At 61.0% G+C, this 15,114-nt stretch carries 12 protein-coding genes; 7 read left to right on the top strand and 5 right to left on the bottom strand.

Features of this window, described 5'->3' with window-relative positions:
- Nucleotides 1–109 precede the first annotated feature (109 nt).
- From CSQ91_RS22360 to CSQ91_RS22335, 6 genes are all read left to right on the top strand, one after another.
- On the top strand, nucleotides 110–4,276 hold the full coding sequence (locus CSQ91_RS22360) for an RHS repeat-associated core domain-containing protein (protein ID WP_180278489.1): 4,167 nt from the start codon (nucleotides 110–112) through the stop codon (nucleotides 4,274–4,276).
- Between the two features lie 4 nt (nucleotides 4,277–4,280).
- Nucleotides 4,281–4,652 (top strand): hypothetical protein, encoded by a 372-nt coding sequence (locus CSQ91_RS22355; protein WP_099389672.1) that lies wholly within the window; start codon nucleotides 4,281–4,283, stop codon nucleotides 4,650–4,652.
- 201 nt (nucleotides 4,653–4,853) lie between these two features.
- The gene (modA, locus tag CSQ91_RS22350; protein WP_099389671.1) at nucleotides 4,854–5,612 is read left to right on the top strand and encodes a molybdate ABC transporter substrate-binding protein; all 759 of its coding nucleotides are present in this window, start codon (nucleotides 4,854–4,856) and stop codon (nucleotides 5,610–5,612) included.
- Nucleotides 5,613–5,629: 17 nt separating this feature from the next.
- Nucleotides 5,630–6,301: a molybdate ABC transporter permease subunit gene (gene modB / locus CSQ91_RS22345; RefSeq protein ID WP_099389670.1), complete on the top strand. Its 672-nt coding sequence runs from the start codon at nucleotides 5,630–5,632 to the stop codon at nucleotides 6,299–6,301.
- 8 nt (nucleotides 6,302–6,309) lie between these two features.
- On the top strand, nucleotides 6,310–7,020 hold the full coding sequence (locus CSQ91_RS22340) for a sulfate/molybdate ABC transporter ATP-binding protein (protein WP_218963773.1): 711 nt from the start codon (nucleotides 6,310–6,312) through the stop codon (nucleotides 7,018–7,020).
- Nucleotides 7,021–7,060: 40 nt separating this feature from the next.
- Nucleotides 7,061–7,828 carry a TOBE domain-containing protein gene (locus tag CSQ91_RS22335; protein WP_052140146.1) on the top strand — a complete coding sequence of 256 codons (768 nt, stop codon included), beginning with the start codon at nucleotides 7,061–7,063 and terminating at the stop codon, nucleotides 7,826–7,828.
- 71 nt (nucleotides 7,829–7,899) lie between these two features.
- On the opposite strand, the gene CSQ91_RS22330 is transcribed toward CSQ91_RS22335, so the two are convergent.
- Entirely contained in the window at nucleotides 7,900–10,974 is a 3,075-nt protein-coding gene (locus CSQ91_RS22330) for a response regulator (RefSeq protein WP_099389831.1), read from the bottom strand.
- Between the two features lie 249 nt (nucleotides 10,975–11,223).
- Between CSQ91_RS22330 and fnr the strand changes: the two genes are divergently transcribed.
- Nucleotides 11,224–11,982: a fumarate/nitrate reduction transcriptional regulator Fnr gene (fnr, locus tag CSQ91_RS22325; RefSeq protein ID WP_034782711.1), complete on the top strand. Its 759-nt coding sequence runs from the start codon at nucleotides 11,224–11,226 to the stop codon at nucleotides 11,980–11,982.
- Nucleotides 11,983–11,985: 3 nt separating this feature from the next.
- On the opposite strand, the gene CSQ91_RS22320 is transcribed toward fnr, so the two are convergent.
- The 4 genes from CSQ91_RS22320 to CSQ91_RS22305 form a co-directional block, all read right to left on the bottom strand.
- A complete protein-coding gene (locus tag CSQ91_RS22320; protein WP_034782712.1) occupies nucleotides 11,986–12,510 on the bottom strand; it encodes a FixH family protein in 525 nt (174 codons plus the stop codon).
- Between the two features lie 102 nt (nucleotides 12,511–12,612).
- A complete protein-coding gene (gene ccoG / locus CSQ91_RS22315; RefSeq protein WP_034782714.1) occupies nucleotides 12,613–13,995 on the bottom strand; it encodes a cytochrome c oxidase accessory protein CcoG in 1,383 nt (460 codons plus the stop codon).
- A 2-nt stretch (nucleotides 13,996–13,997) separates the two neighbouring features.
- Complete coding sequence (gene ccoP, locus CSQ91_RS22310) at nucleotides 13,998–14,918, bottom strand: cytochrome-c oxidase, cbb3-type subunit III (RefSeq protein WP_099389669.1); 921 nt, start codon at nucleotides 14,916–14,918, stop codon at nucleotides 13,998–14,000.
- Complete coding sequence (locus tag CSQ91_RS22305; protein WP_034782719.1) at nucleotides 14,911–15,114, bottom strand: cbb3-type cytochrome oxidase subunit 3; 204 nt, start codon at nucleotides 15,112–15,114, stop codon at nucleotides 14,911–14,913. Before CSQ91_RS22305 ends, ccoP begins: the two co-directional genes overlap by 8 nt.

Raw genomic sequence — 15,114 nt, 5'->3', positions numbered from 1 at the left:
ACGGTAAGGACATTACGTATAAGCAATGAAATATAGTGCTAACATGTCAATGTTAGCTGGCGTTTCATTCTTTGAGACGCTTAGCCAAAAATACCTCCGATTCACTCTCATGTTCAGCCTATTCCAGAAAAAACTCGTTTTAGTATTCCTCGTCCTCTTCTTCCAGAGTCCGTTTGCACAAAGCTATACCATGCCCACCATCACCGTTACCGCCGAGCGGGAACGGCAGGCCTATGAAGACTGCGTTGCCATGAGCGGTGTATTTTGCCGCTGGCCCGGCGACATGTTCGACCTCTACAACCGTCCCTCGCGCGGTGCCGGCACGCCAGGCCCCGCCAATACCGATGCCGCGTCATCGAATGCCAATACGAATATCAATCGCTGCGGTGCCATGACGGCGCATCCGGTGGTCATTGCCACCGGCGAGAAGATCAAGCCTGAGGTGGATTTCCAGTCCTTGGGCCTGTACGGCCTGGGGCTGAAGCGAACCTATCGCAGCAAGCATGCGGTCGGCACCCTGTTCGGACCGCAGTGGCTGTCCAACGTGGATGTGCCCAGGTTGAAGGAACCGAATTGCGGCAATACGGGAACGGGGCGATGCATACCCCGTTCCGTGACGGTGACCGATCCCACCGGCAGCACCACCAATTATCAATTCGTCGGAGAGAACGAGTTCCCCTCGCCTCAGGATCCGCGCGCAAAATCTTATTTGTACTTATCCGGAAAGTCCGCGCGCAGCGGCGAAATGGTGTATGCCCCAGGCGCCGGTTGGACCTTGTGGGCCAACGGCAATACCTATACCTACAATAAAGTGGGGGCAATTGTCTCCATCGTGGAAGGGGCCGGCGCGCAACTCAATTTCCAGTACGGCGCCAATCCCAACCAGCTTGCCAGTGTCAGCAACAGCAGCGGCCAGCTGATCCAGTTCACCTGGGGCGGCAATGGCAAGGTGAGCCGCGTGCGTGATCCGGCGGGCAATGACTGGAACTATGAATACCATGCCAGCGGCATGCTCGCCAAGGTCACGGCGCCAGCCAGCCAGGAGGTACGCGAGTATCACTACGAGATGGCCAATCCCGTTTTGTTGACGGGGATCAGCATCAATGGGCAGCGCCATGGCCGCTATGCGTATTTCGCCGATGGCCGGGTCAGCGAAAGCGGCCTCGAGGGTGGAGAGGAGCGCGAGACGTTCGTCTATGGCGTCAATCAAACGACGGTGACCGATGCGCGTCAACAAGCGACCACCCACAAGTTTGCCCTGATCGGTGGCGAGCTGAAGCCGACATCGGTTTCCCGCGCCGGCACGGCGACGTGCGCCGCGGCGGCCGCCAGCACCGCGTATGACGCCAACGGCTACGTCGACTATACGCTGGACTGGAATGGCAACAAGACGGACTACAGCTATGACGCCGGCGGCCGCCTGCTGAGCCAGACGACGGCGGCAGGCACGGGCGCGGCGCAGACGGTCGTGCATAGCTGGAATGGGAATGAAATTGAGAAGACCGAATACCGCAATGCGGGCAACGTAGCCTACTTGCGCGTCAGCTATACCTACTACCATGCGTGGGCCCCGTCGGGAAAGCTCGAGAGCGAAACCTGGGATGATCTGAAGACCGGCAAGCAAAAGAAATTCGTGCACACGTACACGTTTTATCCGAACAGCACCATGTCGAGCTGGACAGTATCGCGCAGCCTGCCTGGTGGTGCCGCAGTCACGCGCTATGACTACGATACGCGCGGCAACCTGACTGGCATGACGAATCCGCTGGGCCACCAGCAAGCGTGGGCAGGCCATGACGGCATGGGGCGCCCATCGAGCTATACCGACAGCAATGGTGTCGCCAGTACCTATGCTTACGATGACATGGGCCGCCTGCTGGCAACGACGCTCAATGGCAGCCAGACGACGCATCTTGCCTATCATGCGGGCGACTTGGTGCGTTCCATCAGTTATCCGGACGGCAGCATGACGCAGTATCAATACACTGCCGGCGGCCGGGTCGAATACGTCGGCAATGCACTGGGGGAATTCACGCATATTGCGGTGAATGTTCCCGACAACAGCGTGCGTGTGAGTTCCGCCCTGCATCACGCGGAGGTGAGTGCTGGCGTGCCAGTCCCGGTTGCTGCCGGTGAGTTGAGCGCCACGATGGAAACGGATACCCTGGGCCGTCCGTACAGCGAGCTTGGTAACAATGGTCAGCGTCTCGACAAACGATACGATCACAATGGCAATCTCGTGAGCGTTACCGATGCGGCTGGCCGCTCAACCTCATATGCGTATGACGCCGCGAATCGTCTCGTCAAGATGACCGCGGCCGATGGCGGGGTAACCGTAAGGGCTTATGATGCCGAAGGCAGGCTGGCATCGGTGACTGATCCGCGCCCCTTGCAAACGCGTTATACCTATAATGGTTTTGGGCAGGTGACCAGCATCGTCAGTCCAGATACGGGTACCGCCACATATGGCTATGACCCGGCGGGCCGGCTGGAAAGTGAAACACGTTCCGATGGCAGAGTTACCCGCTACACCCTGGATAGTCTGGATCGTCAAATATCACGCAGTAATAGTGGTGAAACCGAGAAATTTACCTATGACGAGGGACGGTTTGGCAAGGGGCGCCTGACTGGTTTCACGGATCTGACGGGGTACACCAGCTACGCCTACAACGCATCTGGGCAGCTCACTGTACAAGTCAATAATATATACGGCACCAGCTATACGACTGTCTGGGACTATAGTGCCGCTGGTCGCCTGGAGGGCATCCATTACCCATCGGGCACGCGTACCTTTTATTCGTACGATGCTTATGGCCGCGTGAGTGAACTGTTGACGAATGCGACCGGTGTGTGGACGAAACTCGTTGATTCAGTCCTGTATCAGCCGGTCAGCGGCCAGCCTTATGCATGGCGCTACGGGAATAATTTACCACGCAGAGTGACGCTGGATGCGGATGGCCGCATTACGCGCATTTCCGGCAATGTGGAAAACGTGGAATATCGCCATAACAGTACGAATCAGATCATTGCCATGATCGATTCGGGCAATGAGCATATGAATCAGGGAATTGACTATGATGCTGCTGACCGCGTAGGACTGGTGACGCGCCGGATCGACTATCAGAGTTTCTCCTGGGACCAGGCTGGCAATCGTACAGGCCAGGCCAGGAAAGGCAGCAATTATAGTTTCGTGCTCGATAGCGGCAGCAACCGGCTCGCATCATGGAGCGGCAATGGCGAGTTTCGTAACTTCAGCTACAACCCCGTGGGCACGCTGGCCAGCGAATCGCGCCATGATGGCAGCCGTTCCTATACCTACGATGGATTCAACCGCATGCGTGGCGTGATCGTCAATGGCCGTTATGTCGGAGACTATCGCACCAATGCGCTGAACCAGCGCGTGCAAAAAGATGGAGCCGGTGGCATCACGCAAGCCATTTATGGTCCAGGCGGTGAATTGCTGGCAGAAGTGGGAGCGCAAACCAGTCATTATTTCTGGTTCAACGGCGAGCTGATTGGCTTGGCGCGTGCCAACCAGGTTTACTTTAGTCATAACGATCACCTGGGTCGTCCCGAAGTCATGAGCAATGCCAGTGGTGCCGTTGTATGGCGCGCCGCTAATGCCGCATTTGACCGCGCCGTCATCGTCGACACGATTGGCGGCCTGAATATCGGCTTCCCGGGCCAGTACTACGATGCCGAATCGGGCCTGTGGTACAACTGGCACCGCTACTATGATGCATCGCTGGGAAGGTATTTGCAGAGCGATCCGATCGGGTTGGCTGGGGGGACGAATACTTATGCTTATGTGGGAGGCAATCCATTGAGGTATGCCGATCCTCTCGGCCTGGAGAAGCTGATACTGATCCGTCCTCACCGTGACCCGATGATATATGTTGCCGCCTTGACATATGCTAATCCGCCCAATGCCTTGGTCGTCATCTCGCATGGCACACCAACGAGCGTGAGCATGATGAATGCGAAGGATCTGGCCGCTTACATCAAGAAAAATACCAACTGGAAACCAGGCCAGCCGATCATATTAAATGCCTGCAAGACTGGATGGGGAGAAAACCCGATCGCCGAGCAGTTATCCACTGAACTGGGTGACAATACCGTCGTCGCACCGACTGAATCTATCTGGAATCTGGGGCCTTTCGACGTCGGCCCGTTTGGTCCAATGAACGAGAATCGCAATGACCCAGGATATAACCAGATGGATATCAGCAAGCCCGGTACGTGGCGATGTTTCGGTAGCTGTGCTGTAGGAGGTTGAGACGATGAAGCTGGAAATAAAGGTAGGCATAGCAGTCGCTTTACTAGTCCTTTTTTCGTATTGGGTCATGCAGGAGCGGCGTACGACCGGTGAGGAACCAGTCGTTACGCCGCTCGAGCAGCGGGCGATCGCTGGGGATGGAAAGGCCATTGCCGAACTGCGCCAGGAATATTTGAAAAAAGGCGAAGTATCCACAGCGAATTACTGGCTGTATGCGGGAGCCCTGCGCGGGAATGCCGCATTGGTGGAGGAATATGCGCAACGGTTTGCGGCGATGCCGGAAGACAGGCAGGCGGCGCAAATACAAGGCATCAAGACCAGTTCCGCCTCGCCCGCGCAAAAAAAGGCCTTGCTTGAGAGGCTGGGCAGGAATTGATCGCTTCATCTGAGCGGTGAAATTACTCGGCTGGGTGCTGTCACGCTTCATCGGCGTACCGCAGCCGGCCTGTCCTCTCCCGGCGCCGGCTGCATTTTCCTCTTTTGCCGATTTGCCATTGCTTGACCCACGCGATGGCAGAACGCTATATATAAGTGTATATTACGGTCCTTGTCACCGTTCACTTACAAGGATACGATCATGCGCCTCACCTCCCTCGCCCGTCTGCTTGGCACCGCTCTTCTCGCTACTGCCGCCAGCTCCGCCTTTGCCGGCGAAGTGGTGGTGTCGGCCGCGGCCAGCCTGACGAATGCGTTCAAGGATGCGGCGCAAAGCTATGAGGCGCAGTATCCGGGCAGCAAGGTGTCCCTGAACTTCGCCGCCTCGGGCGTGCTGCTGCAACAGATCGTCAAGGGCGCGCCCGTCGATGTGTTTGCTTCGGCCGACCAGGAGACCATGGATGCGGCGCAAAAGCAGGGCCTCGTCTTGCCGGCCGACCGCATGGATTTCGTCGGCAACAGCCTGGTGCTGATCGTGCCGCACGATAGCAAGCTGGGCATCAAGAGCCTGGGCGACCTGGCGCACAAGGGCGTGACCCGCGTGGCCATCGCCAATCCGGCCAGCGTGCCCGTCGGCCGCTATTCCGAAGGCGCGCTGAAGAAGGCCAAGCTGTGGGATGCCGTGCAGACCAAGGCCATCGGCACGCAGAACGTGCGCCAGTCGCTCGATTACGTGGCGCGCGGCGAAGTCGATGCGGGCTTTGTCTACGCCACCGACGCGGCCATCATGAAGGATAAAGTGAACGTGGTGCTGGACGTGCCATTGGACGCGCCCGTGCTGTATCCGATCGCCACCATCAAGGGCAGCAGCAATGCCGCCGAAGCGAAGCGCTTCGTCAGCTACCTGCAGACGGCGCCGGCGCAAGCCATCCTCGCCAAGTACGGTTTCAAGAAACCATAATTCAGGTAGGCGCCCGCATGGATATCGCCTGGACCGCGCTGGCCCTGTCGCTCAAGGTGGCGGCGTGGGCCACGGCGCTCAATTTGTTGCTCGGCATCGGCACGGGCTATCTGCTGGCGCGCACGCGTTTTCCCGGGCGCGAGTTGCTCGACGCCCTGTTGACCCTGCCGATGGTGATGCCGCCCACCGTACTCGGCTATTACCTGCTGGTGCTGCTGGGCCGGCGCGGCACCCTGGGCGTCTGGTTGCAGGACAGCTTCGGCATCAACCTGATTTTTACCTGGCAGGGCGCCGTGATCGCTTCCACCGTGGTCGCCTTTCCCCTCGTCTTCAAGCCGGCGCGCGCCGCCTTCGAAGCCGTCGATGGCCAACTGGAGCAGGCGGCCCGCGTGCTGGGCATTTCGGAACTGGCGATCTTTTTCCGCGTGACCTTGCCGCTGGCCTGGCGCGGCATCCTCGCCGGCGTGCTACTGGGCTTCGTGCGCGCGCTGGGCGAGTTCGGCGCCACCCTGATGGTGGCCGGCAGCATCCCCGGCAAGACGCAGACCTTGTCGGTGGCCGTGTATGAAGCCGTGCAGGCGGGCCAGGATGACGTGGCCAATACGCTGGTCCTGATTATCTCCTTTGTCTGCATCGTGGTGCTGTTGTCGGCTGGCCGCCTGGCGCCCGGGCGCATCGCGCACAAATGACGGCTATGATGACGCCTATGCAACTCGACCTCGACATTCGCGCCACCTTGCGCTCCGGCAAACGCCGCTTCGACATGCAAGTGCAATGCACGTCCGATAGCCAGCGCATCGCCATGTATGGCCCGTCCGGCGCAGGCAAGAGCATGACCCTGAAAGCCATTGCCGGACTCTTCACGCCTGACGCGGGTCATATCCGCCTGAACGGGCGCACCCTGTTCGATGCCGCCGCCGGCATCAACCTGCCGCCGCAGCAGCGCAATGTCGCCTACCTGTTCCAGGATTACGCGCTGTTCCCGCACCTGACGGTGCGCCAGAACGTGGGCTTTGGCCTGGCGCGGGGCTGGTTCAATCCGCGCGCGCGCGAAAAATTGCAGAAGGTCGAGCATTGGCTAGCCGCCTTCCACTTGCAGGAACTGGCGCACCAGTTTCCCGACGAGTTGTCCGGAGGCCAGCGCCAACGGGTGGCGCTGGCGAGGGCGCTCGTGGCCGAGCCCAGCGCGCTGCTGCTCGACGAGCCGTTTGCCGCCCTCGATCCGGCCCTGCGTGTCAAAATGCGTTTGGAACTGAGCCAATGGCAGCAGCGCCTGGACGTACCCATGATCCTGATCACACACGATCCGGAAGATGCGCGCATCCTGGGCGAGCATGTGCTGTACTTGCGCGACGGACAGATCGATAACAGGGAAGAACACATGGCATTGGGTGAACGCATTGGATAAATCAGCGGCAGCGGAAATCGGCTTGCAAGGCTCGGTATGGATGACGGTGGGCGGAGAAAACCTGGGCGGCGCCGGCCGGGTGGAATTGCTGGGCGCTATCGCCGAATGCGGCTCCATCACGCAGGCGGCCAAGCTTGTGAAGATGAGCTACAAGGCGGCCTGGGACGCCATCGACGCGATGAACAACCTGGCCGGCGAGCCGCTGGTCGAGCGCCTGACGGGCGGTAAGGGCGGCGGCGGCACGCGGCTGACGCAGCGGGGGCGCCAGCTGGTCGACAATTTCCGCATCATCGAGCGTGAGCATGCCCGCTACCTGCGCCAGCTGGGCAGCCAGGCGGAAGGTATCGCCGACGATCTTTTACTCATACGGAGAATGGCCATGAAAACCACGGCACGCAATCAATTCCTGGGCAAGGTGGCCGAACTGAAACAGGGCGCCGTCAACGACGAAGTCACCCTGGAATTGCCCGGCGGCCAGCAGATCGTCGCCATCGTCACGCAAGGCAGCAGCGCAAGTCTGGGCCTGGTGCCGGGAGCGGAAGCGTTTGCGTTGATCAAGGCCTCGTCCATCATCCTTGTGGCGGACAGCGAAGGCGCGCGCTTTTCCGCGCGCAACCAGCTGGCCGGCACCGTCACGCGGGTGCAGACGGGCGCCGTCAACACGGAAGTGGTGCTGGACTTGCCGCGCGGCGGCACGATTGCGGCCATCATCACCAACCAGAGCAGCACCGACCTGGGCATCGCCATCGGCAGCAGCGTGACGGCGATCTTCAAGGCATCCAGCGTGATTCTGGGCGTGCCGGCCTAAACCCAAAGCAAGGACTGGGGGCGTACCCTGAGGGTACGACCCCGGCCTTTATCTCTTGGGTTCAAACGAGCTTAATCCTTCAACCGCGACAACCAATCCGTCGCCGCCGCCAGCGCTTGTTCCAGTTCCTGCGCCGTGTGCGCCAGCAGCGCCGGCACCTCGTCCAGGCGGCCCGCGTCGATGGCTTCCTCGGTGGCGAACGCGGCGCGGATCAGACGTTTCGTGCCCAGGGTGCCCACGGAGCCGCGCACGCCGTGCAGGATGCGCGCCACGTCGCTGTGGCGGCCCGATTGCAACGCTGTTTCGGCGTCGCGCACGGGCGTCATGCCCTTGTTCAGCGCGTCTTCCACCATGCGCCGCAGCACGCCGCGCCCCTTCGCGTCGCGTCCCATCACGCGCATCAGCGGCGCCATGGAAAACACTTCTTCATCGGCGACGCGTACCGGCTCGGCCGCCTGCACTTGCGGGCGCTTGGGCAGGTGGCGCAGGATGACTTCCATCATCTCTTCCACCACCACGGGCTTGGCGATGAAGTCGCTGATGCCGGCCGTCATGCAGCGCTCGCGCTCGGACGCCAGCACGCCGGCCGTCATGGCGATCACGGGCAGGCTCAAGCGCAGTTCCGTGCGGATGATGTGGGTGGCGCTGAAACCGTCCATGACGGGCATCTGCATGTCCATCAGCACGATGTCGTAGCGCAGCGCTTCCGTGCGCAGCCGTTCCACGGCTTGCAAGCCATCGCCCACCACGTCCAGGGTGGCGCCCATGTGTTCGAGGATGCCGCGCGCCACGGCCTGGTTCAAATGATTGTCTTCCACCAGCAGGAAATGCACGCCGGCCAGTTCCGTGCCCAGCGGCTGGTGCAGGATGCGCTGCTCGCCGCCGTCATTCTTGGCGATCAGCGCCTGGTGCAGGGCATCGAACAGGCTGGAGCCCGTGATCGGCTTCATCAGCACGACATCGGCCTCGGCCGCGCTGGAGATTTCCTCCAGGTGGTTGCGGGCGAAGGCGTTGACCATCACCACGATGGGCTGGCGCTGGCCGCTGGCCGCCTGGCGGATGGCCTTGGCCGTGGCCAGTCCGTCCATCACGGGCATGTGCCAGTCGGCCAGCACCACATCATACGGCTGCTGCTGCGCAAGGCGTTCGCGGTACAGTTCGATGGCGGCAAAGCCGGAGTCCACTTCGTCGGCCAGCCAGCCCCACGCCTCGATCAGCTTGACGATCAGTTCGCGCGTGGTGCGGTTGTCGTCGGCCACCAGCAGGCGCAGCTGGCCCAGGGCCGGCGTGCGCCGCGTTTCGGCCGGCTGCGCCAGCATCTCGAAGGGCACGCTGAACCAGAAGCGGCTGCCCTTGCCTTCGCTGCTGGCGACGGCGATGTCGCCGCCCATCATGTGGATCAGCTGCTTGCTGATGGCCAGGCCCAGGCCCGTGCCGCCGAAACGCCGCGTGATGCTCTGGTCGCCCTGTGAAAACGCGGCAAACAGCTGCTGTTGCTGCAGTTCCGTCATGCCGATGCCCGTGTCGCGCACTTCGAAGCGCAGCCAGGCGCGCCCGTTTTCGCTCTCGGCCAGACTGACGGCCACCACCACCTCGCCGCTCTCGGTAAACTTGATGGCGTTGCCGGCCAGGTTGACGAGAATTTGCTGCAGGCGCTGGGCGTCGCCCACGAGGCGCCGCGGCACGTCGGGCTCGACGGCGATGGCCAGTTCCAGCTCCTTTTCGCCCGCATTCATCGTCATCGTCGTGGCCAGGGTATTCATGACTTCGTCGAGGTCGAATTCGACGGGCGACAATTCCATGCGGCGCGCCTCTATCTTCGAATAGTCGAGCACATCGTTGAGGATGCCCAGCAGCGACTGGCCCGCCACTCTGACCATGGTCAGGTACTTGCGCTGTTCCGTGTCGAGCCTGGTATTGCCCAGCAAATACACCATGCCCAGCACGGCATTGAGGGGCGTGCGGATTTCATGGCTCATGTTGGCCACGAAATCGCTCTTGGCACGGTTGGCCGCCTCGGCCCGGTCGCGTTCCTGCTCCAGCTCCGCCGCGCGCGCTTCGAGTTCCTGCTGAAGGCGGTCGCGTTCGCTCATCAGGCCGTTGAACGCTTCCGTCAGTTCGCCGATCTCGTCGCGCTGCTGTACCGGCACGGGGGTGAAACGGCTGCCGCTGGTGCGCAGGGCCAGCAGGGTGTCGCGCAGGCGCACCAGCGGCGACAGCAGGCGTACGGTGACCAAGCCCAGAACAAAGGCGGCCAGCAGCGAAGCGAGGATGCTCCACAGCACCAGCCGGTACAGTACGCCATCGAACGGTTCGAAGGCATCCTCGACGGGCAGCGAGGCGGCCAGCAGCCAGTTCACGGATTTCAGGCGCTTGAAGCTGTTGACGGCCGTGATGCCGCGGCTGTTGGTGCTGACCATGCTGCCTTCGCCATCCTCCTTCAGCAGCTGGGTGGTCGTCAGGTTGGCGTTCGGCTTGCGCGGCTGCAGCAAACGGCTGGTATCGGGGTGCAGCACGTAGCGCGGCACGGCGCCGCGCGTGAGGATGAAGTAATAGCCGCTCTTGCCGATCTTTTCCGAGCGCAGGCGGCCCAGCAGATTGTCCTTGTACAGGCGCAGCACGCCGATCACCACGCCGGCCACCTGGCCATCGGCGGCCAGCACGGGCGCCACCATCTGCACGATGGGCATGCCGCTCGACTTGCCCAGCATCGGCTCGGTAATCATGGGCTGGCGCGTGCGCAGGACGGTCTGGAAATACTCGCGCTCGGCGACGTTGATGCCGGCGCGCCCCGTCACTTCCGGCATGTCGGCCACGATGGCGCCATGCGCGTCGAGCACCAGCACGTCGTCGAACAGCACCAGCATCGAGCGGCGCGCATAGTATTCGCGCAGTTTGGCGGGCTGGGCGATCAGTTCCGGCGGCTGCTGCCTGGCCGTCAGGGTGACAATCTGCAGCAGCATGCCCAGCTTGTCGTCGAGCTCGGCAGCGGTGCGGCTGATCAGCGATGACTGCTGGCTCAGCAGTACTCGGGTGAAGTCGTCGCGCATGTGCTGCACCTGGATCATGGTGACCAGCGCGATCATGGCGATCGAGGTCAGGCTGGTGGCCAGCGCGACTTTTGCTTTAATGCCGAGAGGCTTCATGATTTCCTTTTCAGTGCCGGGCGGCACAGGCGGCAGATAATGCTGTCAGGAATTTTCCTATCAATACCCCAGCTTGGCAAGCGCCGCCGCGCAAATTGCCCGCCCCGTATGGGCTTTTGACGATGTTGCCATATAATTAAAGGCTGGACGTCGTTTATTCGCCGAATTTACGGTGAAATTGGCATACGGCAACCCTGTATGCAGCTGTATGCAGTAAACTTGTTGTTGCATTTTCTAAAAGGTACCGACATGACTGAAGCGCTACTCACTCCCACCTTGCCCACCGTGAACGTGGAGGCGTTGCGTGCACGATGCTCGACCTGCAGCATGCATCAATTGTGCCTGCCGATGGGCCTCGATGTGGGCGACATGGATAGGCTGGACCAGATCATCGGCCGCCGCCGCAAGATCGTGCGTGGGGCCTCGCTGTTCCGCATCGGCGACTCGTTCCAGAATCTGTACGCGATCCGCCTCGGGCACTTCAAGACCTACCAGATCAATCCGGGTGGCGAAGAGCAGGTGACGGGTTTCCAGATGGCCGGTGAACTGCTGGGCATGGATGCCATCAGCGCCGACCGCCACCACTGTAATGCGGTGGCGCTGGAAGACAGTGAAGTGTGTGAAATTCCGTTTTCCAGCCTGGAACAATTGCTGGGCAATATGCCGACCCTGCTGCGTCATTTCCACCGCATGATGAGCCAGGAAATCACGCGCGAGCAAAGCGTCATGCTATTGCTGGGCAATATGCAGGCGACTCAGCGTTTTGCCGCCTTCATCGTCAACCTGGCGTCGCGCTATGAAGCACGCGGCTATTCGGGCAGCAATTTCCAGTTGCGCATGTCGCGTGAGGAAATCGGTAACTATCTGGGCCTGACCATCGAAAGCGTCAGCCGCTTATTGTCGAAATTCAAGAAGGAAGGCTGGCTGCGCGTCTCGAACCGCGAGATCGAAATCCTGCAGCCGGCCAAGTTGAAAGCCATTACGGCCGGCACGGACGTCTGCAAATAAGACTTACAGTTCCTCGTCCGCATGTAGCGCGATGCTGCGTTGCAGGGGCCAGGTCCAGATGCCGGACAGGCGCCACTCGCGTTTGTCGTTTTCCACCAGCACTTGCCAGCGGCTGCGTTCGAGCATCGGCAGTGCTACGGAAAAATTGCCGGCCGCATCGGGCTGCACCAGCAGCTTGATATCCTTTTCCGGCAGGGTCGCATGCGCCAGGTGCAGCAGCAAAGGCGCCTGATAGGCCTTGCCGAAGCTGTGCACGGAACCACTGAGGCGCGCTGCAGCCACGTCATATGACAGGCGCGTATCCATGGCCAGGTCGCTGGCGATCGTGTCGCGCTTCAAATCCTGGTTGATCGCCTTGCCCTGCTTGTAATAATCGCCCACCACCAGCGCATCGGGCTGCGTAAACGCGATATAGCCCATGAAGCTGCCGACGACCACGGACAGGCCGGGACCGATCATCAGCAGCCATGGCCAGCGATGCTTGTACCACGGTGCAACGGGTGCTTGCAGTTTCAGACTGTCGGACATGATATTTCTCCTGTTTAATCAGCCAGTCCCCGCATGGGGACCGGCCTTCCTGCAACTTCGTGGCGGCGGCGAGGGCACCCGGTCCCCGTCCGCCTTTCCTTGTTAACGTGGCACGATGAATACCGCGCTTTCACGCACATGCAGCGATGGATCGTCCAGCGATTGCAATTCGATCGCAATCTTGTTTGAGCCCTTCTCGCCGACGCCGTGCGGCACGCGCAGGCGGATCGGCCAGCCCAGCGTTTCCGTCGGCTGCAAGGTCACTTCTTCGCGCGTCAGCAAGGTCAGGCCCGGCAAGCCGGAAGCGCTGATTTTAAAATGCTGGCTTTGCTCGGACGTATTCATGATCTGCAGGCGGTAGACGTTTTCGATCATGCCGTCCTCCACTTCGCGTCCCATCGAACCGCGGTCGCGGATCACGTCCATTTTCAGGGGCGTGCGCAGGGCCAGCGAGGTACACACGGCGATGATGATCAGGGCCAGGATGGAAGTGTAGATCAAGACGCGCGGGCGCATGGCGCGCTGGCGTATCTGCTTCGAATTGAAGTTGTTTTCCATCGCATGGTCGGTGCTGTAGCGTATCAGGCCACGCGGCCGCTCGACCTTGTCCATCACGCTGTTGCAGGCATCGACGCAGGCGGCGCAGCCGATGCATTCATACTGCAGGCCGTTGCGGATATCGATGCCGGTCGGACACACCTGCACGCACAGGGTACAGTCGATGCAATCGCCCAGCTTGTCGTTGTTGCCGGCCTTCTTGCTCATGGCGCCACGCGGTTCGCCGCGCTTGGCATCGTAGGTGATGATCAGCGTGTCCTGGTCGAACATGGCGCTCTGGAAGCGCGCGTAGGGGCACATGTATTTGCACACCTGCTCGCGCAGCCAGCCCGCGTTGCCGTAGGTTGCCAGGCTGTAGAACAAGACCCAGAACCATTCCCAGGGACCGAAATTGAGGGTGGTGACCGACTGCGCCAGTTCCTTGATCGGCGTGAAGTAGCCGACAAAGGTAAAGCCCGTCCACAGGGCGATGGCGCCCCATACCAGGTGCTTGGCCGTCTTCTTGAAGGCCTTGCGCACGGAAGGGCCCTGCTTGTCGAGGGCCATGCGCGCGCTGCGCGTGCCCTCGATGCGGCGTTCGACCCACAGGAAAATTTCCGTGTATACCGTTTGCGGGCAGGAGAACCCGCACCACACCCGCCCGGCAATGGCCGTGACGAGGAACAACAAATACGCACAGATGATCAGCAGGGCCGCCAGATAGATGAAATCCTGGGGCCACAGCACGACGCCGAAAATGTAGAACTTGCGCGTGGTCAAATCGAACAGCAGGGCTTGCCTGCCATTCCAGGTCAACCACGGCAAGCCGTAGAACGCCAGCTGGGTAAGCCATACGCATACCCATCGCCAGGTAGCGTAGCGTCCTTTGGCCTCGCGAGGGTAGATTTGCTCGCGGGCCGCATACATCTTGATGACTTGAGGTTCCATTTTTACTTTGCGGGTGCCTGCGGATTCGACAGGCTCCAGACATACGCCGACAGCACGTGTACCTTGGATTCGCCGAGGAAATCGCTGAAGGCCGGCATGGTGTTGCTGCGTCCCTTGCGTACGGTTTCCATGATGGTATCGGCGCTGCCGCCGTACAGCCAGGTCTTGTCCGTCAGGTTCGGCGCGCCCAGCATCTGGTTACCCTTGGCATCGGCGCCATGACAGGCCATGCAGGCGCCGAACTTGGCCTTGCCCAGCACGGACTTGACGGGATCCGAGGTCGAGCCGGACAGGCTCAGCACATAATGGGCCACGTTCTCGACATCCTTTTCGGAGCCCAGGGCGGCGCCCATCGGTGGCATCTGCCCATTGCGGCCGTGCAGGATGGTGGTCTTGATGATGTCGGGTTCGCCGCCATACAGCCAGTCCTTGTCGGTCAGGTTGGGGAAGCCCTTGTTGCCGCGTGCATCCGAACCGTGGCATTGCGCGCAGTAGGTCAGGAACAGGCGCTGGCCGATGGCTTGCGCCTGCGGATCGGCGGCCACCGTCTTCAAGTCCTGGCTCAGGTACTTGTTGAACAGGGGACCGTAGTCGGCTTCCGCCTTCTTCAGTTCTTCCTCGTACTGGCCCGTCGATTTCCAGCCCAGGCTGCCGGCATAGTTGCCCAGGCCCGGATACAGGAACAGGTACGCCAGGGAGAAGACGATGGTGATGTAGAACAACCACATCCACCAGCGCGGCATCGGCGTATTGAGTTCCTTCAAGTCCTCGTCCCAGACGTGGCCCGTGGTGCCGTCAGCGGGGGCGCCCTCGACCACTTTGATTTTCGACTGCGAGTACAGCAGCACGCCGCAGCCGATGATGCCCAGCAGGGACAGCACGATGATGTAGATATTCCAGAAGCCATTGGTAAAGTCAGCCATGGTTATGCTCCTTCGCCAGGGTCATTTCGGCTTCGGCCGGATAGTCGAGCGCGTCGTCGGCGAACGGCAGGCGGGCCGCCGCGTCGAAGTCGCTGTTGCTGCGGCTGAACGTCCACCACAGGATGCCCACGAACGTCGTAAAGGAAACCACCGTCATGACGCTGCTGGCGCTGTCAAACAGGTTTTCGATTGCCAT

The sequence above is a fragment of the Janthinobacterium sp. BJB301 genome, from assembly GCF_002735685.1.
Classification (GTDB): Bacteria; Pseudomonadota; Gammaproteobacteria; order Burkholderiales; family Burkholderiaceae_D; genus Janthinobacterium; species Janthinobacterium lividum.
Note: the sequence above shows the minus strand (reverse complement) of the source record. Positions and strands in the feature narration are given on the sequence as shown.

What these genes read in the sequence shown, in the direction of transcription:
- CSQ91_RS22360 (WP_180278489.1), top strand. Translation starts at nt 110, where the DNA reads ATGTTCAGCCTATTCCAGAAAAAACTCGTTTTAGTATTCCTCGTCCTC.
- CSQ91_RS22355 (WP_099389672.1), top strand. Translation starts at nt 4,281, where the DNA reads ATGAAGCTGGAAATAAAGGTAGGCATAGCAGTCGCTTTACTAGTCCTT.
- modA (WP_099389671.1), top strand. Translation starts at nt 4,854, where the DNA reads ATGCGCCTCACCTCCCTCGCCCGTCTGCTTGGCACCGCTCTTCTCGCT.
- modB (WP_099389670.1), top strand. Translation starts at nt 5,630, where the DNA reads ATGGATATCGCCTGGACCGCGCTGGCCCTGTCGCTCAAGGTGGCGGCG.
- CSQ91_RS22340 (WP_218963773.1), top strand. Translation starts at nt 6,310, where the DNA reads ATGACGCCTATGCAACTCGACCTCGACATTCGCGCCACCTTGCGCTCC.
- CSQ91_RS22335 (WP_052140146.1), top strand. Translation starts at nt 7,061, where the DNA reads ATGACGGTGGGCGGAGAAAACCTGGGCGGCGCCGGCCGGGTGGAATTG.
- CSQ91_RS22330 (WP_099389831.1), bottom strand. Translation starts at nt 10,974, where the DNA reads ATGAAGCCTCTCGGCATTAAAGCAAAAGTCGCGCTGGCCACCAGCCTG.
- fnr (WP_034782711.1), top strand. Translation starts at nt 11,224, where the DNA reads ATGACTGAAGCGCTACTCACTCCCACCTTGCCCACCGTGAACGTGGAG.
- CSQ91_RS22320 (WP_034782712.1), bottom strand. Translation starts at nt 12,510, where the DNA reads ATGTCCGACAGTCTGAAACTGCAAGCACCCGTTGCACCGTGGTACAAG.
- ccoG (WP_034782714.1), bottom strand. Translation starts at nt 13,995, where the DNA reads ATGGAACCTCAAGTCATCAAGATGTATGCGGCCCGCGAGCAAATCTAC.
- ccoP (WP_099389669.1), bottom strand. Translation starts at nt 14,918, where the DNA reads ATGGCTGACTTTACCAATGGCTTCTGGAATATCTACATCATCGTGCTG.
- CSQ91_RS22305 (WP_034782719.1), bottom strand. Translation starts at nt 15,114, where the DNA reads ATGGCAATCGAAAACCTGTTTGACAGCGCCAGCAGCGTCATGACGGTG.